Origin of the sequence: Kribbella sp. NPDC051936 (assembly GCF_040680955.1) — a bacterium.
In the GTDB taxonomy this organism is placed as follows: Bacteria; Actinomycetota; Actinomycetes; order Propionibacteriales; family Kribbellaceae; genus Kribbella.
The window spans coordinates 1-24,065 of the sequence record NZ_JBFAXS010000008.1 but is presented as its reverse complement, the minus strand read 5'-3'; the positions used below and the strand labels follow the sequence as shown (position 1 = coordinate 24,065).

Below are 24,065 nucleotides of genomic sequence, written 5' to 3'. Positions count from 1 at the left end.
GAGGCGGCCGATAGACAGGAACCAGCACCGCAGAACGCGCACCGACCGAGGTCTTGGAGGATCCGATGAGCACAGCAGCTGTCGCCGCCGACGTGCCGGCCCCGCGCCGCTCACAGCAGGCGTCGCCACGGCCCCTGCGCGTGGTCCCGCCCCCGATCTCCCACCCCACCGCCCCGACCACCACCGGACACTCGACCTCCACCGCGACCGGCCGCTCGACGTCGGCCCCGACCGGGCGGCGTTTGGCTGAGCCGGTCGCGCGCTCCGCGTCGCCTGCGGCGGTGCCGCCGCCGGTGGTCGCGCCGCGCCGCCGTCCGCGGATCGAGGGCGCATCCACCGACCGGCTCCCGGTGCGCGGCTGCTCGGGGGAGTCGCTCGGTCGAGAGGTCCACCCCGAGCCGGCCCTGCGCCTCACCCGCCGCGGCCGGATGCTGCTGACCGCCGTGTCGGTCCTCGTCTTCGGCGCCGCGATCCTGGTCCTCGGCCTCCGCATCGCAGGCGTCCTGGAGCCCGGGCCGCACTTCACTCACACCGTGCCGGTGCAGGTCGCGCCGGGCCAGACCCTCTGGTCCATCGCCGAGGACACCAACCCGACCGTCGACCCCGTGGCGGTCGTGGAAAAGATCGCCGACCTCAACAAGCTCGCCACGCCCGCCGACATCCTTCCCGGCCAGACCCTGCAGATCCCGGTCGCCGGCTGATCACCGCGCTTTGACGGCGTAGCCCATGTAGGACACGCGGGTGCTCGCCACCTGCCCGAGGTCCAGCGCCCGGCTGAACTCGCCGATGCTGATCCTGCCCCGCCGCACCCGGACGAAGTTCCGCAGTACGCCGAGCTTGCGAGCCCGCACCCCGAGCCCGGTGATCTCGCCCAGCCGCAGAGCGTGGAGGCGCAGACCCTCGGCGAGTTCGGGCGGCTTGATGAACATCTCCCACGCGTGCCACGCGACATCGGAAGCCCTGGTCAGCCGCCATTCCTGCATCACCTTGATCACCAGGACCTTCGACGCGAACGTGCGATTGATCGTGTCGAACAGGTAGACCCCGCCCGGCTTCAACACCCGCGCGGTCTCCGCGAGCACCCGGTCGAGATCCGCGACATGCTCGAGCACGTCACAGCAGTACGCGAGATCGACACTCTCGTCGGCCAGCGGCAGGTGTTCGCCGGCCGCGACGACGTACCGCACAGGCAGGCCGGAAGCGCTCGCGTGACCGACGGCCGTACGGACCGAAACCTCCGACGGGTCGACGCCGATCACCCGGCAGCCGAGCCGGGAGAACTCCTCGGCCAGGAAACCGCCGCCGCTTCCGATGTCGACGACACGCCGCCCGGCGGGATCGGTCCCGGTCCGCGCGAGTACGTCGCGGAAGTACGCGAAACGCCCCGGCGTGAAGCTGCCCTGCAGCAGGTTGAGCGGATTCTCCTCGTCCCACCAGCCGTCGCCGATCCGGTCGTAGACCTGGTTGTCGATCCGCATCGCAGCCCCCTGCCGAAACTCTCCGGCAGTGTCGGCGTCCGATCAACGCCTCGGGCCACGCCATTCGTCCTCGAGCAGCGCGTACACGTACTCGTTCGCCCATTCGCCCTTGAACCACGCGGCATCCAGATGATGTGCCTCCCGGCGCATCCCGAGTCGTTCGAGCAACCGCGCCGACGCGGTGTTCCGGTCGTCGAGGATCGCCACGACCCGGTGCAGCCGGAGCTCGTCGAAGCCGACCCGCAGCATCTCCCGCGCAGCCTCCGCCGCGAGCCCCTTGCCCTGGTAGTCCGAATGCAGCGCGAAGCCGATCTCGCCCTGACGGTCGGCTTCGCTGGCCCACTTCAGCAGCACCTCGCCGATCACGGTCCCGGTCTCGCGCAGCTCGATCGCCAGCACCAGCCACTGCCCGTCCTCGGTCAACTCACCCTGCGGCAGCTTCCGCTCGAGCGCGGCCCGGGTCTCCTCCCGGTTCCGCACCGGCCACGGCGTGTACCGGACCACGTCCGGCCGGGAGTGGAACGCGAAGAGGTCGTCCAGGTCGTCCATCCGGTGCGGCCGCAGCTCCAGCCGCTCGGTCAGCAGCGGGTACGCGGGTCGGAATCCAGTCACGGCACCATCCTCGGCTATTCTGTCTAACGACGTTAGACAGTACCTCCGACCCTCGACCCCGGACAACGAGATTCCGTGAGCAGACGCGATCCTTCGTCCCACGCCGCGGCCGGCATCTCCGGCGCCGCGATCGCCGATGCCGCGCTGGCCGTCATCCGCACCGACGGCGTGGACGGTGTCACGATGCGCGCGGTCGCGGAGCGTCTGCACGTCCGCGCCCCGTCGCTGTACCACCACGTCCACAACAAGTCCGAGCTGCTCGACCTGGTCGCCCGGAACGCCTTCGACCAGTTCACCGCGGACACCACGGCGTACGAGGAGCTCACGACCGTCGACGAGTGGATCGAGCTCACCCGGTCCGGCTCGCTCGAGTTGCGCGCCTTCTACGCCGACCATCCAGGGCTCGCCGGACTGATCCAGTCCAAGGCGGCACCGGACCGAGACCAGGGCGCCGGTTCCCGGGCCGCCTTGATCCGCGCCCAGATCGAGGCGCTCGTGCGCATCGGCCTACCGGAGTCCGACGCGCGTCACCTCTTCGAAGTCACCGCCAGATGGAGCCTCGCCGCCGTCGTGTCCGATCCCCCCGAGGACTTGTTCGCCGCGGGCCTCGACCTGTTCCTGTACGGCGTACGCGCCCGGTTGCTCGAGCTGCTCAGCTGACGGTCGCCAGCCACAGCTCGGCGTACCGCTTGCCGTCCACCGCCGTCGCGACCCGGATCGGCGTCGCCGGCCTGTGCGGGTCGTTCGCGACATCGGCCGCGTGCCGCGTGTCGACGATCGTCCGGCCGCGCGACCAGCCGCCGGACAACTCGATCCGCACCGGGTACTCCTGAGTCGTCAGGCCGGACGGGTCGATCACCGCGCACACCGCGCCGCCGTCGCCGATGCTCCCGCCGTCGGACCCGAACCGCTCGCTGCGCTTCTCGATCAGCTTCCCGGCCAGCTCCGCCGAGGGGGATCCGCTCAGCGCGCGGGCCTGGTCCAGTGTCACGACGACGTCGTAGAAGACGTCCAAGCCGTACATGGTGAGCGGGATGCCGAGGTCACGGGACGCGGCCAGCACGATCGCGGCCGCCTCCGGGTCGGTCCAGATGTTGAACTCGGCCGACGCCGTCGCATTCCCGATCCCGGCGGCTCCGCCCATGAAGACGATCTCGCGCAGCCCGCGCGCCGCCTCCGGGTACGTCCGCAGCAACAGCGCGACGTTCGTCAGCGGCGCCAGCGGGATCAGCGTGATCAGCTCACCGGTCGCGGCGGCGTCCCGCAGTACGTCACGCAGCAGCTCGACCGCATGCCGGGGGTCGGTCGGCCGCGTCGACCGCGGCCAGTCCAGGTCCCCGAGCCCGTCCTCACCGTGCACGTGCCGAGCCGCCCGCACCGGCTGGATCAGCGGTACGGCGGCACCGCGAGCCACCGGTACGTCGGGGCGGCCCGCGGCATCGAGCACCGTGAGGGTGTTGCGCACGACATCGTCGATGCCGACGTTCCCGCCGACGCACGTCACTGCCTTCAGGTCGAGCCCGGGATGCCGCGCCGCCAGCAGCAGCGCACACGCATCGTCCAGTCCCGTGTCGACGTCGAGAATCACCGGCTTCATGCGCACATCCTCAGGCATGCCGCTCAGGAGCGCACCAAGCGTGCGATCGCGGCGGACGCCTCCTTGATCTTCTGGTCGGCCTCCGGACCGCCGGCCGCGGCGGCGTCGACCACGCAGTGCGCGAGGTGGTCGTCGAGCAGGCCGAGTGCGACCGATTCGAGTGCCTTCGTCATCGCCGAGATCTGGGTGAGGATGTCGATGCAGTACTTTTCGTCCTCGACCATCCGCTGCAGCCCGCGGGCCTGGCCCTCGATGCGCTTCAGTCGCGCGAGGTACGCCTTCTTGTCGCCGATGTAACCGTGCTGCGCATGCTCGCCGGCCGGTTCGGTCACGCTCACCACATCCTCCCTGGGTCCCGCTGAACCCTATCGCCCACGGGATCACTCTTGCGCTTTCGGTAGATACCCCCCTATGGTATCCGAGCAATCCAAGCTATACCCCGTACCCGTAGGGAGTTTTAGATATGAGTGAGACGATGTCGCCGCGGCGGTGGTGGGCGCTTGCCGTCATCGCCGCGGCGCAGTTCATGGTGATCATGGACACCTCGATCGTCGGCGTCGCGCTGCCGAAGATGCAGTCCGACCTCGGCTTCGGCCCGGGCAACCTGTCGTGGGTCTTCAATGCGTACGTCGTGGCGTTCGGCGGGCTGCTGCTGCTCGGCGGCCGGTTGTCGGACCTGCTCGGCGCCCGCCGCGTCTTCGCGGCCGGCTGGGGCGTCCTGCTCGTGGGGTCGCTCGTCGCGGGGCTCGCGACCGGTGTCGGTGCCGAACTCGCGGGCCGGGCGGTGCAAGGCATCGGTGCCGCGCTGATCGCCCCGTCGGCGCTGACGCTGCTGATGATGCTGTTCGGCGCGAACCCGCGTGAGCTGACCAAGGCGATCGCGTTGTACGGCGCCGCGGCGCCGGCCGGCGGTACGGCGGGCGTGTTCCTCGGCGGTGTGATCACCGAGTACCTGTCGTGGCCGTGGGTGTTCTACCTGAACGTCCCGATCGCGCTGGCGGCCCTGTTCGCCACGCCGGCCTTGATGCCGCGGGCCGCCGCCCGACCCGGATCTGTCGACGTCTTCGGCGCGCTGACCGTGACCGGTGGACTGGCCGCGGGCGTCTACGCGATCGTCCGCGCTCCGCAGGTCGGCTGGGCGTCGGCGTCGACGCTGCTGGTCGGCGCGCTGGCCGTCGTACTGCTCGGCGTGTTCGTCTTCGTGCAGGCCAAGCGGCGGGAGCCGTTGATGCGGCTCGGGATCTTCGCGACGCCGAACCTGGCCGCGGCCAACGTGGCGCAGTTCCTGCTCGGCGCGGCCTGGGTCCCGATGTGGTTCTTCCTGAATCTCTACCTGCAGCAGGTCCTCGGGCTGAGTGCGTTCCCGAGCGGGGCGGCGCTGTTGCCGATGACCACGTTCATCATGCTCGGGATGATCGTCGTCGCGCCGAAGTTGATCGCCAAGGTCGGCCCGAAGAACACCCTCGTCGGCGGTATGACGGTCCTCACCGCCGGACTGGTGATCTTGTCGCTGCTGCGTCCGACCGGCTCGTTCTGGTTCGACGTACTGCCGGGATCGCTCGTCGCGGCGGCTGGCATGTCGCTGGCGTTCATCCCGAGCCTCGGCATCGCCCTGTCGTCGGCGCGGCCCGAGGAGGGCGGACTGGCGTCCGGCATCGTGAACACCAGCTACCAGATCGGTTCCGCGCTGGGGCTGGCCGCGATGACCGCGGTGGCTGCTGCGAACGGCGCCGACCTGCTGGACGACGCGGCGGCGCTGACCGACGGGTACTCGGCGGCGCTCATCGGCGCCGCGGTGATCGCGGCCGCGGGCGCCGTCCTGGCCGGTGTGACACTGCGGACGCGGAAGGCTCCGGCCGAGCCCGGAGCGGAGACCGTTGCGCCCGGCCGGTGAGCTGTGGACAACTCCCCGGGGCGGCTTCGGCCGGCTCCGGGGAGTGGTCTGTGCGGGCCGTAGTTTGCGCCTCGAAAGGGTCGTCGCGGCGACGCCACGCGGGAGTACACGAGGCCGCTTCGGTGTTGAAATCTGTGACACGCCCGGGCAATCCGAGCGTGCTTGCAAACTGTCGGAGCAGCGATCTAGGATCCCTATATGTAGTGGTTACACGGGTGTAATTTTCCACAGGTAGTGGTTGGTTGCACACAGGTTCTACACAAGTTGTCCCCAGGCCGATCCACAACCCGCCCCTTCCGGGGTGGTCACGGGAGGAGTGTTCGCGTGCACTGTCCGTATTGCCGGCACGCCGACTCCCGGGTGGTCGACAGCCGGGTGGCCGAGGACGGCGGAGCGATCCGCCGCCGGCGGCAGTGCCCGGTCTGCGAGAAGCGGTTCACCACCGTCGAGCAGATGCAGCTCACGGTCGTGAAGCGCTCCGGCGCGACCGAGCCGTTCAGCCGCGAGAAGGTCATCAACGGGGTCGGAAAGGCGTGCAAGGGCCGGCCGGTGAACGCCGACCAGCTGGCGCGCCTGGGTCAGAAGGTCGAGGACGCGCTGAAGGGCGGCGGCTCGCCGGAGGTGCCCGCGCACGAGGTCGGACTGGCGATCCTCGGGCCGCTGCGGGAGCTCGACGAGGTCGCGTACCTGCGGTTCGCGAGCGTGTACCGGCAGTTCGAGTCGGCTGACGACTTCGAGACCGAGATCGCGCTGCTGCGGGCCGAGAAGGAGCCGCAGGGCACCGAGCCGGGCCAGTTGAAGCCGACCCAATAACCGGCCCAGTAGACGTAAACCGGGGGAACGAGAAGTAGTTCCACAAGTAGTGGCGTCGCGCAGTACTCCAACGGGGCGGTCCCGACAGACCGCGGTAGTAGACACAGGGCGAGGAGCAACCATGACAGAGACGGTGACCGGCCACTCGGGGTCGACCAAGAGGTCGGCGGCCGGGTTCCGGGGGCGCAAGAACGCGCCCGCGGGACTCACCATCGAGCGAGTCTTCAGCACCGAAGGCGTGCACCCGTACGACGAGGTGACGTGGGAGCGCCGCGACGTCGTGCAGCAGAACTGGAAGACGGGTGAGACGGTCTTCGAGCAGCGCGGGGTGGAGTTCCCCGACTTCTGGAGCGTGAACGCCTCCACCATCGTCACCACGAAGTACTTCCGCGGCGCACTCGGCCACGACAACCGGGAGTGGAGCCTCAAGCAGCTGCTCGACCGGGTCGTGAAGACCTACCGCAAGGCCGGCGAGGAGCACGGCTACTTCACGTCGCCGCAGGACGCCGAGGTCTTCGAGCAGGAGATCACCTGGCTGCTGCTGCACCAGTACTTCAGCTTCAACTCGCCGGTCTGGTTCAACGTCGGGACGTCCTCGCCGCAGCAGGTGTCGGCCTGCTTCATCCTCGCCGTGGACGACTCGATGGAGTCGATCCTGAACTGGTACAAGGAAGAGGGCCTGATCTTCAAGGGCGGCTCGGGCGCCGGCCTGAACCTGTCCCGGATCCGCTCCTCGAAGGAACTGCTCCAGTCCTCCGGCGGCACGGCGTCCGGCCCGGTCAGCTTCATGCGCGGCGCGGACGCGTCGGCCGGCACCATCAAGTCCGGCGGCGCCACCCGGCGCGCGGCGAAGATGGTCGTGCTCGACGTCGACCACCCTGACATCGAGGAGTTCGTCGACACCAAGATGCGCGAGGAGGAGAAGATCCGGGTCCTGCGGGACGCGGGCTTCGACATGGACCTCGGCGGTCGCGACATCACCTCCGTGCAGTACCAGAACGCGAACAACTCGGTCCGGGTCTCGGACGAGTTCATGCGTGCGGTCGAGGAGAAGGGCGAGTTCGGGCTGCGCGCGCGGCTCGACAACTCGGTGATCGAGACCGTCGACGCGCGGGCGCTGTTCGACAAGATCTCGCAGGCCGCGTGGGCCTGCGCCGACCCCGGCCTGCAGTACGACGACACGATCAACGACTGGCACACCACGCCGGAGACGGGCCGGATCACCGCGTCCAACCCGTGCTCGGAGTACATGCACCTGGACAACTCGTCCTGCAACCTCGCCTCGCTGAACCTGATGAAGTTCCTCCGCGACGACGACCTGTTCGACTCGGAGAAGTTCGTTCAGGCCGTCGAGCTGATCATCACCGCGATGGACATCTCGATCTGCTTCGCGGACTTCCCGACCGAGGCGATCGGCGTCACCACCCGCGCGTACCGGCAGCTCGGCATCGGCTACGCGAACCTCGGTGCGTTGCTGATGGCAACGGGTCACGCGTACGACTCCGACGGCGGCCGCGCGCTCGCCGGCGCGATCACCTCGCTGATGACCGGCACGTCGTACAAGCGGTCCGCCGAGCTGGCCGGCATCGTCGGCGCCTACGAGGGCTTCGAGCGGAACAAGGACGCCCACACCCGGGTGATGCGCAAGCACGCCGCGGCGAACGACGCGATCCGGACCGTGCACGAGATCGACAAGGACGTCCAGAAGCACGCCACCGCGGCGTGGGAGGGCGTGCTGAAGATCGGCACCAAGAACGGCTGGCGGAACGCGCAGGCCTCGGTGCTCGCGCCGACCGGCACCATCGGCTTCATGATGGACTGCGACACGACCGGTATCGAGCCGGACTTCTCGCTGGTCAAGTTCAAGAAGCTGGTCGGCGGCGGTTCGATGCAGATCGTCAACACGACGGTCCCGCGGGCGCTGCGTCAGTACGGCTACACCGAGGAGACGATCGAGGCGATCGTCGAGTTCATCTCGGAGCACGGCCACGTCGTGGACGCGCCGGGCCTGAAGCCGGAGCACTACGAGATCTTCGACACCGCGATGGGTGAGCGGGCCATCAAGCCGATGGGCCACGTCCGGATGATGGCGGCGGCGCAGCCGTTCCTGTCCGGCGCGATCTCGAAGACGGTGAACCTGCCGGAGACCGCGACGGTCGAGGAGATCGCCGACGTCTACTTCCAGGGCTGGAAGCTCGGCCTGAAGGCGCTCGCGGTGTACCGCGACAACTGCAAGGTCGGTCAGCCGCTGGCGGACGCCAGGGCGAAGAAGGCTGCGGAGGCTGTTGCCGCCGAAGCTGCCGTCGCGGAGAAGATCGTCGAGAAGGTCATCGAGTACCGGCCGACCCGCAAGCGCCTGCCGAAGTCGCGGCCGTCGCGGACCACGTCGTTCACCGTCGGTGGCGCCGAGGGCTACATGACCGCCGGCTCGTACCCGGACGACGGTCTCGGCGAGGTCTTCCTGAAGATGGGCAAGCAGGGCTCGACGCTCGCCGGTGTGATGGACGCCTTCTCGATCGCGATCTCGATCGCGCTGCAGCACGGTGTGCCGCTGGAGACCTACGTCCAGAAGTTCACCAACCTGAAGTTCGAGCCGGCCGGTCTGACCGACGACCCGGACGTCCGGATGGCGCAGTCGATCATGGACTACATCTTCCGCCGCCTGGCGCTGGACTACCTGCCGTTCGACGAGCGGGCCGCCCTGGGCATCTACTCGGCGGAGGAGCGGTCCCGGCAGCTCGACACCGGTTCGTACGAGCCGGTTCCGGTCGAGGTGTCCGAGGCCGAGTCGCTGAAGACGGTCGAGCCGGCCGCCGAGATCGAGAAGCCCGCTGCGGTGGAGGCCGCCTCCGCGAAGCCGGTGAAGGGCGAGGCGCACACCACCGCCGAGATGCTGGAACTCATCACCGGCACCTCCGTGGACGCCCCGCTCTGCTTCACCTGCGGCACGAAGATGCGCCCGAGCGGCTCCTGCTACGTCTGCGAGGGCTGCGGCAGCACCTCCGGCTGCAGCTGATCCACCGGCCGGTCCAGCCGGCACCAGCTGAAAGCGCCACGGCCCCCGGGAACTTCCCACTTCCCCCGGGGGCCGCAGCGCGTCTACCGTCGAGCTGTGGAGGGGATCGACGGTCTCCTCGCAGCCGGGGAGAACGCCCTCGGCGCCGGGGACTGGGTCGCGGCTCGGGCCGCGTTCGGCGAGTCGGTCACCATCTCGGCAACGGCCCGGGGTCTGGCCGGACTGGGGGACGCCCACTGGTGGCTCGGCGACATCGGCGCCGCGTTCGCCTGCTGGGAACTCGCCTACGGGTACTACCGCCGTACCGATCCCGCGCAGGCCGTGGTCACGGCGATCGGCCTGAGCCTTCTGTACGACGCCAACTTCGGTGACCGTGCCGCGGCGCGAGGCTGGGCCGCGCGGGCGGTCCGGGTCTCGTCGCAGGTCGGCGATCCGGTCGTGGCTGCGTGGGCGTCGCTCGCGCGGGCAGGCTGTACGGACGACGCATCGCAGGCCGCCGCCGCGTCCGAGGCGGCGTACGAGGTCGGGGTCGAGGCGGGGGATCACGATCTCGAGTTGTGCGCCTTGAGTCTGTGGGGTTCGGCGCTGATCAACCGGGGACACGTGCTCGAGGGCACGGAGTTGCTGGACGAGGCGCTGGCGGGTGCGCTCGGCGGTGAAGACACCCGGCTCGACACAGTCGTCTTCACGAGCTGTCTTCTGATGCGCTCGTGCGTCCGCGGCGCCGATTTCTTGCGCGTTGTGCAGTGGACCCGATCGCTAGACGGCTTCATCGAGCGGTACGGCTGTCCGTACCTGCACGCGACGTGCCGGGCGTCGTACGGCGCTGTCCTCGCCTGCACCGGTGATTGGCCGCGGGCCGAGACTGAACTGTCCGCGGCTGCGGAGCTCGCGCGGGACGCGTTGCCGGCCGTGCAGGCCGAGGCGGCCGCGTTTCTCGCCGATCTTCGCTTGGCGCAGGGGCGACTGGCCGAGGCACGGCGGCTTCTGATCGGGTTCGAGGACCGCATCGTCGTACAGCCTGTGCTTGCTGCCGTTCAGCTGGCCGGCGGCCAGCCGGCGGTGGCGATCTCGCTGATCCGACACCAGCTCGATCGGGCCACGCCGTTGGAGGAGGCTCGGCTGCGGGAGGTACTCGGCCGGGCCTGTCTGGCAACCGGTGACGCGGCCGGTGCCGCCGCGGAGGCTGCTCGACTGACTGCGCTCGGCTCCAAGACCGACAGCGGTCTGATCGCTGCCCGCGGCGCGCGGCTGTGTGGCGTGACCTTGATCGCGGACGGTCGGCATCATGACGCAGTGCCACGGCTTTCGGCGGCCGAGACCTGGTTCGGCTTGCTGGAGATGCCGCTCGAGGTCGCGCGCACCCGGATGCTGCTGGCCGACGCCATGGCTCCCGATGAGCCGGCTGCTGCGGTCGCGGAGGCACGGATGGCTCTGGCGGTGTTCGAGGACCTTGGCGCTGCGCTGGATGCTGATGCGGCCGCGGCCTGGCTCCGCGCGGCCGGCGCGGGTGCGGCCCGCCGTGGACCTCGTGGTGTCGCGCTGCTGACGAAGCGCGAGTACGACGTACTGGCCGTACTCGCGGAGGGCCTGCCGAATCCGGAGATCGCTGCCCGGCTGTACATCAGCCGCCGGACCGTCGAGCATCACGTGGCGAGCATCCTGTCCAAGCTCGGCGTACAAGACCGGACCGAGGCCGCCGCCTGCCTGACGAGGGCGACCGAATAGGCCGTGCCGGCAACGCGTACTGGTCGTTGGGAAGCGCGGTCAGCCGGAGACGTAGCTGACCGCGACGACGCTCGAGCTGCTGCCCTGGTCGACCTTCTTGCCATTGACAACCAGTACGACGCTGATGCCGTCGGCCCCCTTGGTCTTGCGGAGATTGACGGTATACGCCCCCTTCGAGGACCTGACCTGGAAGGTCGCGGAACCACAGCCCTGCTTCGTCGTGGTACCGATTCTGCCCGCCCAGCAGGTCCTGTTCGACGTCGTGATCTTGACCGTGGCGCCGGACTGTGCCGTCGGTTTCGGCTTTCCCTTGCTGCTGGTCGACCTGCCGCCGGGCGTCGTGGTGTCGAGCGGCTCGCAGGCGGTCAAGCCGAGCGTTACCAGGGCAGCGACCGTGGGGACGACCCATCGACGGACAGACATGATGCGACCTCCCGTCAGCCGGTCTCGATCGTGACCTTCGGCGTCACACTGACCGGCTTCAGTTCTTTCCGGACCAGCGCGTCGATCCCGGATGACGCAGGCGTGTTCTTCGCCGCCGCGAGGCGATCGGCCTTGGTCCGGGACGAGAGCTGAGCCTGGAGCTCATTGGCCAGCGCCTCCAGCTGCTGCCGGCCCTGGCGGGAGAATGCGCGGTGCTTGCTGGTGACGACCACGAACTGCACCGCGACGGCCGCTGACGTGCAACCGCTGCAGGAGGCGTTCACCGCGAAGGCGCGGTTGCGGGCAGCCAGCGTCGTACCGGGCCGGATCACGACGACCTGGAAGGAGACGCTCGTGGCGCGACAGTTGCTGCAGCTCGACCACGCGTTGGCGAGGTTGTCCGCTGTCGGCTTCTTCGCCTTGTTCACATAGACCACCTGTACGGCGGCCGCCGTACCCCTGCACCCGTCGCAGGTGGCGGAAGCGCTCGCCACCGCATCAGCTTGCACACGTTTGCCCCGCGCCCGCTCGACCATGGCGGTGCGGTCGGTGTCCGAACCGCCCGGCGTCCCCGGGTTGGCCGACGCGACCAGATCCAGGTCCTGGCCTTTTCGGAACGTCACCATGCTCGCGGTACCGGTCGCACTCGCGAGAAGGGACGCGATCACCAAGATGACTTCGAATCGCCGGCTCATGACACTCCTTCGGGGGTGGTGGACGGGTCGGTCAGCGTTCCGGTGGTCCAGCGGTTCACTGCAAAGCCGTCAGCGACCAGTTCCGCGAGCTCCAGGTAGGCGTCGCGGGTGCCAGGGCGCAGGTCGTTCAGATCGACAGCGGCGCCGCTGTCCAGTGCCGGATCCCAGGGGATCCGGACTGTTCCGGCGCAGCGGGAGGAGAAATGGTTCTCGATCTCGTCGAGTTGCAGCCAGCGTTGCCGGCCTCTGGTCGTGTTGATCACCGCGACCGCGGACGCCACCAGGTCGGCGTGCCCGTGCTGGTCCAGCCAGTCCAGCGTCCCGGCCGCGACCCGTGCTCCGTCGAGTGCGGGCGGCATCACGACGACGATCTGGTCCGCCTCGCGCAGGATCCCCTGGATGGCGCTGTCGAGAATGCCGGTGCCGGTGTCGACGAGGATCATGTTGTAGTGCTGCGTCAGCAGGTCGAGTACGACCCGGTAGTCCCTGGCTCCCAGGGCCTGACTGATGGTCGGGTCGTCGTCCGACGCGATGACCTCGAGTCGGCTGGGGGCCTGCGAGGTGTACTCGCGCAGGTCGGCGTACTTGGTGATGAGGTCGCGTTCCCCCAGAAGATTGGTGACCGTGGCCGGCGACTCCCGCCGTACTCGGTAGCCGAGCGAACCCGCATCCGGATTGGCGTCCAGCGCGACCACCCGATCTCCGCGGTACATGGCGAGGGTATGGCCGAGCATCAGGGTCGTGGTCGTCTTCCCGGCCCCGCCCTTGCGGCTCAGGGTGACAACGCGCCGCGGACCGCGCAGCGGCGCACGAACGCGATCGATCCGCTCCTGCCGGCGTTGCTCGGCAGGACTGGGACCTACGTTGATCCGGCCGCTGGAGACGAAGTACAGACCGTGACGCCAGCCATGCTGCGGTGGTGGGAGCCGGTGGTGGAGCATCCGTTCCTCGGTGAACGCGGCCGCGCCCGGGAGTTCGGTGTCCATTGGCTCCTCCTCCGCGGGCTCTGGTGGCTCGGCATGCCGGGACCGCACCGCGCGTACGACGTGCAGCACCGACCGAACCAGGACGACGCTGAGGCCGATGATCGGGATCGTGATCGCCAGCAACGAGAGGAACGCGACGACCGCGGCGCCGATCTCACCTGCCGCGGCGAGTCCGCTCGCGCTGCTCCACAGCTCCGCGGAGCGATCCCAGAAGTTCGCGAGGTAGCTCGGCGCGTTCCAGGTGAGGAGTCCGAGTCCGATGAGCAGCGCCGGCACAGTGATGAGCACCCACGTCGTGACAACGACCCGGGTGCGCAGCCGCAGCTGGGCGACGCCGGCGGCGGCGCGACCTCCGGGGAGGAGACTCCACAGGATCGGCCGGACGTGCCCGAACAGGTTCGGCACTCCGGCGAGATCGCCGAGGATGTAATAGCCGTCGAACCGGACGATGGGCAGCAGTTGCTGAGCGATCTCCAGGTGGGACAGGGCGATGATCGCCAGCAGCGGGGTCCATCCGGTCCGCAGATACAGGCCGGCCGAGGCGACGATGAACACCGCGTTGAAGTAGACCCCACCCAGGTCGGTTCGTAAACGGCCGGCGCGGTTCAGCCGGTACGCGGTGGTGACGTTGGTGTAGAAGGCGGGAATCCACAGATAGATGCCGACGCCGATGCGCCCCGGCTTGGCTCCGCCGTAATGGCAGCCGGCCGCGTGCCCGAACTCGTGGAACAGCGTTGCCGCCAGCAACAAGATCAGTACGGCGATGACGCCGGCCGGTTCGACCAGTGCGGCGAACACGTCGGACGGTGCCATGCTGGTCACGATCCAGACGTCGAACGCGAGGACCGACGCCAGGACCGCGACGATGACCGGGAGGTGGAACAGCGGCGCGAGGACGCGTGCGATCACCCGGACCGGACCGGCCGGCAGCAGGACGCCGCGGACGCTCAGCGCCAGCAGCGGATCCGCCTTGCGCTGCCCGACCGGCGCGCCGTTCCACAGCGCGACCAGGCCGGACGGTCCGAGCTTCTCCTGGATGAGCTTGATCAGGTCGTCGGGATCGAGCCGGTGACCGTACTCCCGGCTGACCCGATCGGCCAGCAGGTCGGTCGACGCATGCCCGTCGGCGTTCTCCACGATCAGGTAGAGCAGCTTCGTGAGCAGGACCATCTGCCGGTCGGCCCGCTCGGCCAGGTACCGCTCGTCCCGGAACCCGGAGCCCTCGTACCGCCCGAGCAGCCGCACGCCGGCCACTCGGCGCGGCCTCGGCCCACCTCGTACCGGCACCGTGCGAATGCCGCTCTCCGTCGCCGTCACGACCCCGCCCCCTACCGTTGCCTCGCGTTCCCCCGGAGACCGCCCGCACGCACCCGCCCGCCGCGGCAGGCGCCGGGCGGGAACGTGATGCCGCTGGAACCAGCGCTGGAACCAGTACTGGAACTAGCGCTGGAAGGCGGCCACATGCTGCAGGGCAATGGCGGTCGCGTTGGAGCCGACCGATGCGGCGTTCACCGCGATCGCCAGGTTGACAGCTGTGATGTTGGTGATGTTGATCAGTGCCAACGCCTCCCGGGCCGGGAGCAGCTCGGCCGACTGGCCGGCCATTTCCGTCCGGGAGATCCTGCCGAGATCCGTCATCGAAACCCCCTCGGTACTGCGGCGTGCGGACGGCGAACTCGATGCTCACCGCCCGCACACCCGATCCGGCGCTGTCAGCGCTGCTTGACCACGATCGTCTGGAAGGCCGCGGCCTTGGCCACCGACCAGTACGACGACGCGTTCAGCGCGACCGCCGTGTTGGACGCGTAGATGTTCGCCCAGTTGTAACCGCCCAGCGCCTCCCGTTCCGGAAGTACCTGGCATTCCTCCAGGTCGAGCTCTACCGCCGTCAGTTTCTCGTTCATGAGTCACCCCCTCCGTGCGATCCGGTGCTCCCAGCCAGTGGATGCCGGGCCGCATGATCGCAGCGCTGTCACATCGCTGTCCCGGCGTTGTCCCGGCGTTGTCACAGCGTTGTCAGGAATGCGGTGGTCGACGTAACCGCCCGGGCCGAGGGATCGTTGCCTCATCGTGGGTCTTCCGGTTGTCCGTGCTGGGCACGGCGTGAGGCAGCGGTCAGTCGGCCCGTGGGGGAGTGGATCATGACCGATCAGATGCAGTCCGGGAGCGGTTCCGTGCCCGACGCGGCGGCGATGGTCATCCGGGTCTGGCGGGAGACCGACGAGGCGACCGGCTTGCGCGCTCGCATCACCCAGGTGTCCGACCTCGCCGGAGAGGTTGAAACGACCGTCGTGGTGACGTCCGCGGAGGCGGTCTACGACGAAGTCCGAGCCTGGCTCGAGGCCTTCGTCGGGCGAACCTGAGTCTTGACAACGGGCCGGTCCTGGCCAATGGTGCAAGGAAGTACGTGGCGGTTGGTGGTTCGGCCGTTACACACAGCGGGGACAGACTGCGAGCAACACAGCCGTGGGGCAGGGCTCGTCCGACGCGCGCCGCCTCAGCGAGGGGGGCCGTGCGATGCGAACATTCCTGCGAGGTGAGCTGCGCCTGCAACTGCTGGGCGACTGGCTCCTGACGGTGACGGACCCCGCAACCACACCATCCCTTGCACAGAACGGTTCTCCTGCCCCAGCACCCAACGGTCGCCCCACCCAAGGATCGCCCGGTTCGCCCGACCCGGGGGAGAACAGTTGGCCCACCCAAGGGTCGAGCGGTTGGCCTGGCCCAGAGCCGAACGGTTCTTCGGGCCCAGAGCCGAACGGTTCTCCTGCCCCGGGGGCGAACAGTTGGCCCGCCCAAGGGTCGATCGGTTGGCCCGCCCAAGGGGCGATCGGTTGGCCTGGCCCGGAGCTGACCGGTTCTCCGGGCCCGGAGCCGAACCGTTCGCCCGGCCCGGCACCCAACTGCTGGCCCGGCCCGGCAGCCAACGGTCGGCCAGCCCAAGGATCGAACGGTTCGACAGGGCCGGCGGCGAACAGTTGGCCCGCCCATGGGCCGAGCGGTTGGCCAACGCAAGGATCGAACGGTTCTCCTGCCCCGGCACCCAACGGTCGGCCCGCCCAAGGATCGAACGGTTCGACAGGCCCGGCGGCGAACAGTTGGTCCACCGAAGGGCCGAGCGGTTGGCCCGCTCAAGTGTCGGACGGTTCTCGTGGCCCGGAGCCGGACGGTTCTGGTGGCCCGGGGCCGGACGGTTCGCCCGGCCCGGCAGCCGACGGCTGGCCCGGCCCGAGGCCGAACGGCTGGCCCGGCCCGAGGCCGAACGGTTGGCCCGCCGCGGGGCCTGACGGTTCGCCCGCGCCGGCACCGAACGAGCTTCCCGCCCCGCCACCGAACGGGTTTCCCGCCGCGCAGGTCGACGGCCCCGCCGACCTGCCGTCGCCCGCATCTGGCACCGACCCGAGCCGCCTGACGGCGCCGGCCAACGGTTCAGCGGCGCTGGTGCACGACGGACCTCCCGAGAGCCGACCCGATCACGTGTTCGCTCAGGGGTACGACGGACCTCTTCCGGCCGGAGACGATCGTTCCGCCGCGACGTACCGCGACGGTTCGCCCGCGATGTATCCCGACCGCTCCTTCGAGCACCCGTCGTACGGACCCTCTCCCGACCTGTCCCACGGCTACTCGGCCGCCGCACACTCGGCGTACGACCGTCTTTCCACACCTCTCGCGCGGCAGGCCGGCGACGGTTCCGCGCCGACGGTGCGGCAGATCGATCTGCCGGCGGGACCGAAGAACCTGATCGCCCTCCTGGCGCTCAACGGCCGGTGCGCCCGGACCCACGCGGCCGCGACCCTCTGGCCGGACTGCACCGACGAGGTCGCCGCAGCCCGTCTCCGCGCCGTCCTCTGGCGCCTCCGGCACCGGCACGTCGGCGTACCGCCCCTGATCGAGATCGGCGATTCCTCCCTGGCCCTGGCCGACGCGGTCGCCGTCGACGTCGACCGCTTCCGCGACGGCGCCGAGCTGCTCATCCGCGACCCCGACAACGGCAGCACCGAAGCCGAGGATGCCGCCGACGCGGTCTTGCACTCCGCCGAGCTGCTGCCCGGCTGGTACGACGACTGGGTCCTCGCCGCCCGGGAACGCCTGCAGTACCTTCGCCTGGGCGCACTCGACGCTCTCGCCACCCGCCGCCGGAAACAGGGCCGTACGCACGAAACCCTCGAGGCCGCCCGCGCCGCGATCAGCATCGAGCCGCTCCACGAGAGTGCTCATCGCACCATCGTCCGAACCCATCTCGACAACGGCGACATCGTCGAAGCCATCAAGCACTACCACCGCTTCGAAGCCATGCTCGACCGAGAACTGGGCCTGCCACCCAGCCCTCTCTTCCTCGAGCTGGTCGGCCCCTATTTGGCGCTCTCGTCCCACAGACCAGCCCACCCAGACTGACGATCCCGCGAGAGGGCCGGACCAAGCTGCGCCGGACCAAGCTGCGCCGGATCGAACTGCCCGGGAGGTCAGGAATCAGTGACCGGTGTGATCCGAGTCCGCGGGAGGCCGGGCGGTTCCGTCGAGGCCGGCAAGCGCGGACAGCTCGCCGTCGGTCAGGTCGAAGTCGAAGATCGCCAGGTTCGCCGCAAGCCGCCCGCGATCGGCCGACTTCGGGATCGGTACGACGTCCTGCTGCGTCTCCCACCGCAGAACGACCTGTCCCGCCGACCGCTCGTGAGCCTTCGCGATCTGCTGCACCGTCGGGTGACTGAGCAGGTCGGTCCCCTTCCCGAGCGGACTCCATGCTTCGGTGACGATCCCGTGCGCCGCATGGAACTCCCGCTCGGCCGCCTTCGCCCAGACTGGGCTCAGCTGGACCTGGTTCACCTCGGGCGCGACGCCGGTCTCGTCGATCAGCCGTTGCAGGTGCGCCGGCTTGAAGTTCGACGTACCGATCGCGCGCACCAGGCCCGCCTCGCGAAGCGTGATGAGCCCGTGCCACGCCTCGACGTACCGGTCCTGCTGGGGGTTCGGCCAGTGGATGAGCAGGAGGTCCAGGTACTCGACGCCGAGTTTCTCCGCGCTCGCCTCGAACGCCTGACGCGCGCCGTCGACGCTGTGCCAGCGCTTGTTGAACTTCGACGTCACGAACACCTCGTCGCGCGGGGCGTTCTTCAGCGCCCGGCCGACGCCGGTCTCGTTGCGGTAGTTCTCCGCGGTGTCGATCAGGCGATACCCGAGCTCGAGCGCCGTGCCGACCGCCCGCTCGGCGTCCGCGTCGTTCATCGGTGACGTCCCGAGCCCGATCCGCGGCATCGCGGTCCCGTGACTCAGCGTAACCGTCGGAACCTGATTCATCGGTTTCCTCCTTCGGCGCCCGTGCCCGGCCCACGATAGGCCGATCACGGTCCGCACTGGTTCTCGCAGCCTCCGATCCGCCGTACGACGTACGGTTCGGGCGGGCCGTCTCAGTACCGCACCACCCGCGCGCGAACTGTCGGATCTGTGGTTCATCATGGTGCGACGGGCCGCGAAAAGTGGGGAAAAGCGTTGGAGGGGTGGGCTTATGAAGAACCGGCTGATCACTCTGGTGGATCTGGGTCTGGACAGTTCGTTCGACGCGTCGATGTCGTTCGTCCAGGGCATCACCGGCAACATCAACGCCGGCTGGGACCGCCCGTACCTTGATGTCAACTTCGTCCGGACCCGGGACCACGAGACCGCGTTCTCGGCTCTCACCACCCCGTCGACCGTCCTGCACGTGATGGCACACGGTGACCACAGCGAGGAGCCGTCGTTCCTGTCCACCGACGGTGAGACCCAGGTGTCGCTGCGGTCGCTCGCCGACTGGTTCCTCGATCACCAGTGGGGTATCGCCAGCGGCGTCGTCATCGCCGACGGCTGCAAGACCGGCATCGGCAAGTGGCAACGTGCGATCCGCGACTGCATCCAGGACGACATCACCTACATCGGCACGAGCACGGTCATCGGGTGGTACGAAGCCACGGTCTTCTGCTCCGCCTTCTACGGCGCTCTGGTTCGCAACCGCGGCCTCGGCCGGACTCCCGCCGAGCAAGGCTGGGACGCCGCCAACCGAGCCATCCGGGCCTACGAAACCCTCACCGACCAACGCTGCCCCTACAAACCCGTTCTCCTGACTCCTTCCCGCCAGGCCCTGCGCTCGCTCACCGGCTGACCGACACGCAGAGCAATCGCCACGCTCCGCAGCCCATGGGAAACTTTCTGTGGACTTGGTCCACCTGCTGACGTCCGCCCGACGCGGTGAAGGAACGGCGCCATGAAGCTCCATCGGAACTCCCTCCTCACCGCTGCGGCGATCGTGCTGGTTCTGTACGTCGTTTCGCTGGTCGCCGGTCTGCCGGCGTGGGCGGCCGTCGTGCTGATCGTGGTGCTGCTGGTGTTGCTGGCCGTTGTGTGGAAGCAGCCCGACGAGCCCCGTCCGGTGGTCACCAAGCCGGCGCCGACGCCTCACGTCGTCCTCCCGGACTCGGAGCCGGTCTTCTCCGGGCCGCCGTCCAGGACGGTCGCCGACGTACGGTTGCCGTCGGCCTCTCCGGACTTCCAGTTCAGCTTCTCGGCGATCGTGCAGTGGTCGACGGTCCTGTCTGGCTCGCGCCACGCGGACCTCGGTGCGGTCGCGGTCGATGCCTTGCTGGTCAGGGCGCGATCGCTCACCGCCCGGCAGCAGGTGACGGAGGAGTCCCTCAACCAGCACCGCCTGGCCGCGCTCCTCGGCGAGCCCGCGCTGGACGAGAAGGGCCTGGTCCGCAGTTGGGCCACCGAGGTGAGGCTCAGGCTGCCGGATGCGGACCAGAAGCACCTGCAGCACCTCGCCTCGCTGCACCGGCGGGAGCAGACCACGCTGCTCGAACGCCGCATGGAGCAAGACAAGCGTGCCTACCTGAAGGACGACGTCTTCGCGACGCCAGGCTCGGCCGCGGTCTGGTGGATGGTGAACCACCCGGGCGAGGTCGAGAACGCGCTCGGCCTCCTCGACACCCTCGCCGAACTGTCGGCCGCGGCGAACGATCTCCCGGTCCGGCGAGCCGCCGCCGAGGAGATCGAACGCCGACGGCCGACCCGCGCCGAACTCGCCTTCAGCACGGCAGTCGAGGAGCTGACCGACACCGACCAGGACGGAACCATGCCCGACCCGGCCGGCTCGCTCACTCCATCCGAGCAGCGCCCGATCCCACGACACGGCGGTCACGAAACCCGTCCCACCAGGTCGGACCAGAACGATCCCGCCGAGCACAACGGCTCCACCCCCGGGCAGAACGGCTTGGCCGTCGAGCGGAACGGCTCCGCGCCTGAACAGAACTGTTCCGCCGTGGGGCAGGGCCGTCCCGCCCCCGAGCAGAACGGTTCCGCCAAGCAGGCCCGCTCCGCCCTCGAGCAAAACGGCTCCGCCCCCGAGCGTTCCGCGCAGGCGGCGGATACGCCGTACCGGGAGCAGTTCTTCACCGAGTAGGCCGGTGAGGCGGGCTGTCTGCAGGGTGGGCCCGCCCCACCGGAGTCGACCGCGCATGCCTACTCGTCCAGCCAGCGGATCACGGTCGCCCCGTTGTGACCGTGAATCGCGAGCAACGCGTCGATCCCGTCCTGCCACACGGTGGTGGTCGGGTAGTTGCCGCCCCAGCGCAGCGCGACCGTGCCGTCGCTCCACTCGATCCCCTCCGCGACAACGCCCGTACCACTCACGCCGGAGATGTCGCGGTGGCGGACGAGCTCGAAGCGGCGTGGTCCGGACGTGTGTGCGACGCGCAGATGACGCTGTCTGGTGTTGCGCAGCAGCGTCGCGGTTCTCCCGCTGATCTCGTCCATGAGGCAAGTCAACGCGTGGTCCGGCGTCCTCACCAGGAACTCAACCGGTATCCACAGCGCACAAATTCTGCCCACCAGCGGTGACCGAAACGCCATATTCTCATTGCAGGGAGTAGTCGATGTGGAAGGAGCGGCACGGATGACAGTCATCGAGGAATGGACCGGCCGGCACGCGCACGCCTTGCGTACGGCGCTGCGGCTGACGAACGAAGCCTTCGCCGAGCAGCTCGGGATATCGCCGCGCACGCTCACCAAATGGCGCGAGAGACCAGAGGTCGTGCCCAGCCCCTATCTCCAGCAGGCACTCGACACCTACCTCGAAAAGGCGCCGCCCGACGCTCATGTTCGGTTCGCCGCCAACCTCGGACTGGACCGCGCCGGCGGGCCGCTCGACAACGCTGTGCTGACCGAGCTCAACACGGCGCTCGGCGACCTGACCCGGGCTCTGGCACGCCTCCAGGCGCAGGACCCGGAGCGATCTGCGTGATCATGACCGCCGGGGCAGGCAGACTGAGCGGCTGAGCGCGTGCGGAAGGAGCCGCGGATGAGGCGACGCCCGGTGAACTCGTCGAGTGTGCGATCGGTCGGATGGTCCGACGGGACGCTGGAGCTCGAGTACGTCAACGGCTACGTCTACCAGTACTTGGACGTTCCGCAGCCGGAGTATGCGGCGCTCATGGCCGCGCCGAGCATCGGCTCGTACGTCAACAAACACATCAAGCCGTACTACGACGTTCGCGAACTCTGAGTTTCCGCTCGTTTCCCGACGGGCACTTGGGAGGCGTTCACACGGGGGTGTGCGCCCAACCCTGGAGGTGAACATGCGCACTCGTAGGTCCTCTGCGACTGGTTCCCGAGCTGTTGCGATCATTGCTGTGGTCTGGCTGCTGATCGGTTTCGCGGCCGCCGCGCAACGCAACTACTTCGCAGGCTCCGACGCGACCTGCGCCAGGGTCGGTACCACGCTGGTGACGATCGTGGCCGGCCCGCTCAACTACATCGGCGCCAACCCGAAGATCGACTGCTCGGCGCCGCAGCCGTCGCGATAACGACTGCCGCGAGCCCCGTTCGCCGTACTGTCGCTGCGAGGGTTTCCGACGGAACCGGCGAGGGGCAGGGACATGCTGCGCGGTGGAATCGAAGCCGATCTGGACGAGTTCGGTGTGCCGGGTGCGAGCTGGGTCGTGTTCGAGGACGGTGCAGTCGCCGAGACCGGGGCAGCCGGCGTCGTCGACGTGTCGGGTGGGGGACCTGTCACGCCGACGACGCTCTTCCAGGCGGCCTCGATCAGCAAGCCGGTCACCGTACTGGCGATGCTGAGGCTGGTCGATCGCGGCCTCCTGGACCTCGACGAGGACGTGAACCGCAAGTTGACGTCCTGGCTGGTTCCGCCGGTTGGTCAATGGCAGCCCGCGGTCACGCTTCGTCAGCTGGCGAGCCATAGCGCCGGCATGACGGTCTCCGGCTTTCCTGGATACACGCGGGATGCGGCGTTGCCGGCGACAGCACAGATCCTCGACGGCGTGCGGCCGGCCACGAACATCGGCGTACGCGTCGATCTCGTGCCGGGAACGCAGTTCCGCTACTCCGGGGGCGGCACAACGGTGATCCAGCAACTGCTGGAGGACGTGACGGGTACGCCGTTCCGCGAGCTCATGCAGGAGTTGGTGCTGCAACCGCTCGGCATGTCCGACAGCGACTACGCGCAACCGCTTCCAGCGGAGCTCCACCCGAGAGCAGCCACTGGACACGACGACGCTGGCAGCCCGCTGGACGGGAAGTGGGACGTGTATCCGCAGCTGGCCGCCGCGGGGCTCTGGACGACGCCGACGGACCTGGCGAAGTTCGCTCTAGGTGTGCAGCGCGCGTACGCCGGGGCGGACGACGCGGTGCTATCGGTCGAGCTCGCGACGGAGATGCTGACTCCACAGATCGGAGCGACCTCACGCATCGGCGGGCTGAACCACTTGGGCCTCGGCCTGTTTCTGGACGAGTCGGGCAGCCGCTACGGACACAGTGGCGGCAACGCAGGCTTCTGCTGCCACATGTTGGCGCATCGCGACGTCCGGAAGGGCGCCGTTGTGATGACCAACGGGGATGCGGGGACATGGGTCGTACTGCGTGCGTTCGCCGCCATCGCGTCCGCGTACGGATGGTCCGGCTACCCGGATGAGCTCGAGGACCCTGATCTGCCGACGGATGACCAGCTGGAGGCGCTGGCGGGGGCATATTCGCTGGGCAACGGGATGACCTTCGTGGTGGAGCCGGCGGCGCGAGGGCTGGGAGTGCGGTTCGACGGGCAGCCGCCGCTGCAGTTCAGAGCGCTGTCTTCGGAGCGGTTCGCCGGAGACGGTGTCGACGTGCAGCTCGAGGTCCGGGACGGCGGTCTCGCTCTTCGGCAGGGCGGTGCGGAGTTCCTCTGCGTCCGGGAATAGGTCGTGGGGGAGGGCGGTTACACCTGATGCCGTCCGGAACATGACCCCGGGCCTCAACCTCAGCCGCTACGAGCGGCCACTCGCCGAGAGGCGTCTGCTGGGCGGTGCAGTGCGTGACAGGTGGGAGCCGATCCGGCTCCCACCGTGTCGTTCCCCAGGTCGTTCCACGAAAACGACTTGTGTGGGTACGGCATGATGGAGGTGTCGCTCGCGGAGACGCGTGCGAGTGGAGTGACCAGAGGGATCAGCACTGCTTCCCTCGACGCCGGAGGACCGGTGCCGAGGGCAGGTGCCGGGAGGCTCGGACGAGGTCCGGGACCCCGATTTGCATCTGCACCGCGAATGTCAGTAATGTCCTTCTTGTTGGAGCGAAGCGCAGGACGCGGAAGCGGCCGGCTCTCTGACAAACTCCCTGAAGGTCTCGGAAGCTGAAACACGCCTTGGCGGGTTTCGGGCATTGAGTCGTGTAGGGAGGCTGGGTCGAAAAAGGGCCGATTTGACCGGCTCGGGTCGAAACAGTAAAGTTTGGCGGGTTGCCCCGGAGCTTCGAACGAGAGTGCGAAGCGCGGTGTGCGTCCGATTCTTGAGAACTCAACAGCGTGCCGA

General features: G+C 68.9%; 25 protein-coding genes. 14 read left to right on the top strand and 11 right to left on the bottom strand.

Translation table 11 applies throughout. The features are described 5' to 3' along the window. Window positions 1-65 precede the first annotated feature (65 nt). A complete protein-coding gene (locus AB0L64_RS27550) occupies window positions 66-701 on the top strand; it encodes a LysM domain-containing protein (protein ID WP_363714592.1) in 636 nt (211 codons plus the stop codon). On the opposite strand, the gene ubiG is transcribed toward AB0L64_RS27550, so the two are convergent. Together ubiG and AB0L64_RS27540 are read right to left on the bottom strand one after the other, a co-directional pair. After that, window positions 702-1,478: a bifunctional 2-polyprenyl-6-hydroxyphenol methylase/3-demethylubiquinol 3-O-methyltransferase UbiG gene (gene ubiG / locus AB0L64_RS27545; protein WP_363714590.1), complete on the bottom strand. Its 777-nt coding sequence runs from the start codon at window positions 1,476-1,478 to the stop codon at window positions 702-704. It abuts the gene before it with no gap. Between the two features lie 42 nt (window positions 1,479-1,520). Continuing rightward, the gene (locus AB0L64_RS27540; protein ID WP_363714588.1) at window positions 1,521-2,090 is read right to left on the bottom strand and encodes a GNAT family N-acetyltransferase; all 570 of its coding nucleotides are present in this window, start codon (window positions 2,088-2,090) and stop codon (window positions 1,521-1,523) included. Window positions 2,091-2,165: 75 nt separating this feature from the next. Here AB0L64_RS27540 and AB0L64_RS27535 point away from each other — a divergent pair, with 75 nt between their 5' ends. Further along, window positions 2,166-2,750, top strand: coding sequence for a TetR/AcrR family transcriptional regulator (locus AB0L64_RS27535; RefSeq protein WP_363714586.1), 585 nt, complete (start codon window positions 2,166-2,168; stop codon window positions 2,748-2,750). On the opposite strand, the gene AB0L64_RS27530 is transcribed toward AB0L64_RS27535, so the two are convergent. Then, window positions 2,743-3,687, bottom strand: a complete 945-nt coding sequence (locus tag AB0L64_RS27530) for a nucleoside hydrolase (protein ID WP_363714584.1) — start codon at window positions 3,685-3,687, stop codon at window positions 2,743-2,745. The genes AB0L64_RS27535 and AB0L64_RS27530 overlap by 8 nt on opposite strands. A 23-nt stretch (window positions 3,688-3,710) precedes the next feature. Further along, window positions 3,711-4,028, bottom strand: a complete 318-nt coding sequence (locus AB0L64_RS27525; RefSeq protein WP_355699336.1) for a metal-sensitive transcriptional regulator — start codon at window positions 4,026-4,028, stop codon at window positions 3,711-3,713. A 122-nt stretch (window positions 4,029-4,150) separates the two neighbouring features. Here AB0L64_RS27525 and AB0L64_RS27520 point away from each other — a divergent pair, with 122 nt between their 5' ends. From AB0L64_RS27520 to AB0L64_RS27505, 4 genes are all read left to right on the top strand, one after another. Beyond that, window positions 4,151-5,581: an MFS transporter gene (locus AB0L64_RS27520; protein WP_363714582.1), complete on the top strand. Its 1,431-nt coding sequence runs from the start codon at window positions 4,151-4,153 to the stop codon at window positions 5,579-5,581. A gap of 324 nt (window positions 5,582-5,905) precedes the next feature. Next, window positions 5,906-6,394, top strand: a complete 489-nt coding sequence (gene nrdR, locus AB0L64_RS27515; RefSeq protein WP_167208700.1) for a transcriptional regulator NrdR — start codon at window positions 5,906-5,908, stop codon at window positions 6,392-6,394. Window positions 6,395-6,515: 121 nt separating this feature from the next. Beyond that, complete coding sequence (locus tag AB0L64_RS27510; RefSeq protein WP_363714579.1) at window positions 6,516-9,410, top strand: vitamin B12-dependent ribonucleotide reductase; 2,895 nt, start codon at window positions 6,516-6,518, stop codon at window positions 9,408-9,410. Between the two features lie 96 nt (window positions 9,411-9,506). Next, window positions 9,507-11,138 (top strand): LuxR C-terminal-related transcriptional regulator, encoded by a 1,632-nt coding sequence (locus AB0L64_RS27505; protein WP_363714577.1) that lies wholly within the window; start codon window positions 9,507-9,509, stop codon window positions 11,136-11,138. A 39-nt stretch (window positions 11,139-11,177) separates the two neighbouring features. Here AB0L64_RS27505 and AB0L64_RS27500 read toward each other — a convergent pair whose 3' ends face one another. The 5 genes from AB0L64_RS27500 to AB0L64_RS27480 form a co-directional block, all read right to left on the bottom strand. Beyond that, a complete protein-coding gene (locus AB0L64_RS27500; RefSeq protein ID WP_363714575.1) occupies window positions 11,178-11,561 on the bottom strand; it encodes a hypothetical protein in 384 nt (127 codons plus the stop codon). Window positions 11,562-11,575: 14 nt separating this feature from the next. Further along, a complete protein-coding gene (locus tag AB0L64_RS27495; protein WP_363714573.1) occupies window positions 11,576-12,256 on the bottom strand; it encodes a hypothetical protein in 681 nt (226 codons plus the stop codon). Continuing rightward, window positions 12,253-14,559, bottom strand: a complete 2,307-nt coding sequence (locus AB0L64_RS27490; protein WP_363714571.1) for a MinD/ParA family protein — start codon at window positions 14,557-14,559, stop codon at window positions 12,253-12,255. Before AB0L64_RS27490 ends, AB0L64_RS27495 begins: the two co-directional genes overlap by 4 nt. Window positions 14,560-14,682: 123 nt before the next feature. Further along, the gene (locus tag AB0L64_RS27485; protein WP_355699343.1) at window positions 14,683-14,880 is read right to left on the bottom strand and encodes a hypothetical protein; all 198 of its coding nucleotides are present in this window, start codon (window positions 14,878-14,880) and stop codon (window positions 14,683-14,685) included. Window positions 14,881-14,954: 74 nt separating this feature from the next. Continuing rightward, window positions 14,955-15,146: a hypothetical protein gene (locus AB0L64_RS27480; protein ID WP_355699344.1), complete on the bottom strand. Its 192-nt coding sequence runs from the start codon at window positions 15,144-15,146 to the stop codon at window positions 14,955-14,957. Window positions 15,147-15,383: 237 nt separating this feature from the next. On the opposite strand from AB0L64_RS27480, the gene AB0L64_RS27475 reads away from it, so the two are divergent. Together AB0L64_RS27475 and AB0L64_RS27470 are read left to right on the top strand one after the other, a co-directional pair. After that, window positions 15,384-15,605, top strand: a complete 222-nt coding sequence (locus tag AB0L64_RS27475; protein ID WP_363714568.1) for a hypothetical protein — start codon at window positions 15,384-15,386, stop codon at window positions 15,603-15,605. Between the two features lie 1,078 nt (window positions 15,606-16,683). Beyond that, window positions 16,684-17,637, top strand: coding sequence for a BTAD domain-containing putative transcriptional regulator (locus AB0L64_RS27470; RefSeq protein WP_363714566.1), 954 nt, complete (start codon window positions 16,684-16,686; stop codon window positions 17,635-17,637). Window positions 17,638-17,712: 75 nt separating this feature from the next. Here AB0L64_RS27470 and AB0L64_RS27465 read toward each other — a convergent pair whose 3' ends face one another. Further along, window positions 17,713-18,537, bottom strand: a complete 825-nt coding sequence (locus tag AB0L64_RS27465; RefSeq protein WP_363714565.1) for an aldo/keto reductase — start codon at window positions 18,535-18,537, stop codon at window positions 17,713-17,715. Window positions 18,538-18,745: 208 nt separating this feature from the next. Between AB0L64_RS27465 and AB0L64_RS27460 the strand changes: the two genes are divergently transcribed. Both AB0L64_RS27460 and AB0L64_RS27455 read left to right on the top strand, forming a co-directional pair. Next, window positions 18,746-19,375, top strand: a complete 630-nt coding sequence (locus AB0L64_RS27460; protein ID WP_355699348.1) for a hypothetical protein — start codon at window positions 18,746-18,748, stop codon at window positions 19,373-19,375. Between the two features lie 102 nt (window positions 19,376-19,477). After that, window positions 19,478-20,671: a hypothetical protein gene (locus AB0L64_RS27455; protein ID WP_363714563.1), complete on the top strand. Its 1,194-nt coding sequence runs from the start codon at window positions 19,478-19,480 to the stop codon at window positions 20,669-20,671. A gap of 59 nt (window positions 20,672-20,730) precedes the next feature. Here the strand turns inward: AB0L64_RS27455 and AB0L64_RS27450 are convergent, their stop codons facing one another. Then, entirely contained in the window at window positions 20,731-21,024 is a 294-nt protein-coding gene (locus tag AB0L64_RS27450) for a hypothetical protein (protein ID WP_363714561.1), read from the bottom strand. Window positions 21,025-21,163: 139 nt separating this feature from the next. Here AB0L64_RS27450 and AB0L64_RS27445 point away from each other — a divergent pair, with 139 nt between their 5' ends. The 4 genes from AB0L64_RS27445 to AB0L64_RS27430 all read left to right on the top strand — a co-directional run bounded on the left by AB0L64_RS27445 (window position 21,164) and on the right by AB0L64_RS27430 (window position 23,459). After that, window positions 21,164-21,511, top strand: coding sequence for an XRE family transcriptional regulator (locus AB0L64_RS27445; protein WP_363714559.1), 348 nt, complete (start codon window positions 21,164-21,166; stop codon window positions 21,509-21,511). Between the two features lie 57 nt (window positions 21,512-21,568). Continuing rightward, window positions 21,569-21,772, top strand: a complete 204-nt coding sequence (locus tag AB0L64_RS27440) for a KTSC domain-containing protein (RefSeq protein WP_355699352.1) — start codon at window positions 21,569-21,571, stop codon at window positions 21,770-21,772. A gap of 127 nt (window positions 21,773-21,899) precedes the next feature. Continuing rightward, entirely contained in the window at window positions 21,900-22,073 is a 174-nt protein-coding gene (locus tag AB0L64_RS27435) for a hypothetical protein (protein WP_355699353.1), read from the top strand. Between the two features lie 72 nt (window positions 22,074-22,145). Continuing rightward, entirely contained in the window at window positions 22,146-23,459 is a 1,314-nt protein-coding gene (locus tag AB0L64_RS27430; RefSeq protein WP_363714556.1) for a serine hydrolase domain-containing protein, read from the top strand. Window positions 23,460-24,065 lie beyond the last annotated feature (606 nt).

Bases quoted from the DNA above. Each gene is read 5' to 3' on its own strand.
- AB0L64_RS27460 (WP_355699348.1), top strand. From the start codon at position 18,746: ATGAAGAACCGGCTGATCACTCTGGTGGATCTGGGTCTGGACAGTTCG.
- AB0L64_RS27430 (WP_363714556.1), top strand. From the start codon at position 22,146: ATGCTGCGCGGTGGAATCGAAGCCGATCTGGACGAGTTCGGTGTGCCG.
- AB0L64_RS27530 (WP_363714584.1), bottom strand. From the start codon at position 3,687: ATGAAGCCGGTGATTCTCGACGTCGACACGGGACTGGACGATGCGTGT.
- AB0L64_RS27485 (WP_355699343.1), bottom strand. From the start codon at position 14,880: ATGACGGATCTCGGCAGGATCTCCCGGACGGAAATGGCCGGCCAGTCG.
- AB0L64_RS27440 (WP_355699352.1), top strand. From the start codon at position 21,569: ATGAGGCGACGCCCGGTGAACTCGTCGAGTGTGCGATCGGTCGGATGG.
- AB0L64_RS27495 (WP_363714573.1), bottom strand. From the start codon at position 12,256: ATGAGCCGGCGATTCGAAGTCATCTTGGTGATCGCGTCCCTTCTCGCG.
- ubiG (WP_363714590.1), bottom strand. From the start codon at position 1,478: ATGCGGATCGACAACCAGGTCTACGACCGGATCGGCGACGGCTGGTGG.
- AB0L64_RS27480 (WP_355699344.1), bottom strand. From the start codon at position 15,146: ATGAACGAGAAACTGACGGCGGTAGAGCTCGACCTGGAGGAATGCCAG.
- AB0L64_RS27500 (WP_363714575.1), bottom strand. From the start codon at position 11,561: ATGTCTGTCCGTCGATGGGTCGTCCCCACGGTCGCTGCCCTGGTAACG.
- AB0L64_RS27510 (WP_363714579.1), top strand. From the start codon at position 6,516: ATGACAGAGACGGTGACCGGCCACTCGGGGTCGACCAAGAGGTCGGCG.
- AB0L64_RS27465 (WP_363714565.1), bottom strand. From the start codon at position 18,537: ATGAATCAGGTTCCGACGGTTACGCTGAGTCACGGGACCGCGATGCCG.
- AB0L64_RS27455 (WP_363714563.1), top strand. From the start codon at position 19,478: ATGAAGCTCCATCGGAACTCCCTCCTCACCGCTGCGGCGATCGTGCTG.
- AB0L64_RS27550 (WP_363714592.1), top strand. From the start codon at position 66: ATGAGCACAGCAGCTGTCGCCGCCGACGTGCCGGCCCCGCGCCGCTCA.
- AB0L64_RS27445 (WP_363714559.1), top strand. From the start codon at position 21,164: ATGACAGTCATCGAGGAATGGACCGGCCGGCACGCGCACGCCTTGCGT.
- AB0L64_RS27475 (WP_363714568.1), top strand. From the start codon at position 15,384: ATGACCGATCAGATGCAGTCCGGGAGCGGTTCCGTGCCCGACGCGGCG.
- AB0L64_RS27520 (WP_363714582.1), top strand. From the start codon at position 4,151: ATGAGTGAGACGATGTCGCCGCGGCGGTGGTGGGCGCTTGCCGTCATC.
- AB0L64_RS27450 (WP_363714561.1), bottom strand. From the start codon at position 21,024: ATGGACGAGATCAGCGGGAGAACCGCGACGCTGCTGCGCAACACCAGA.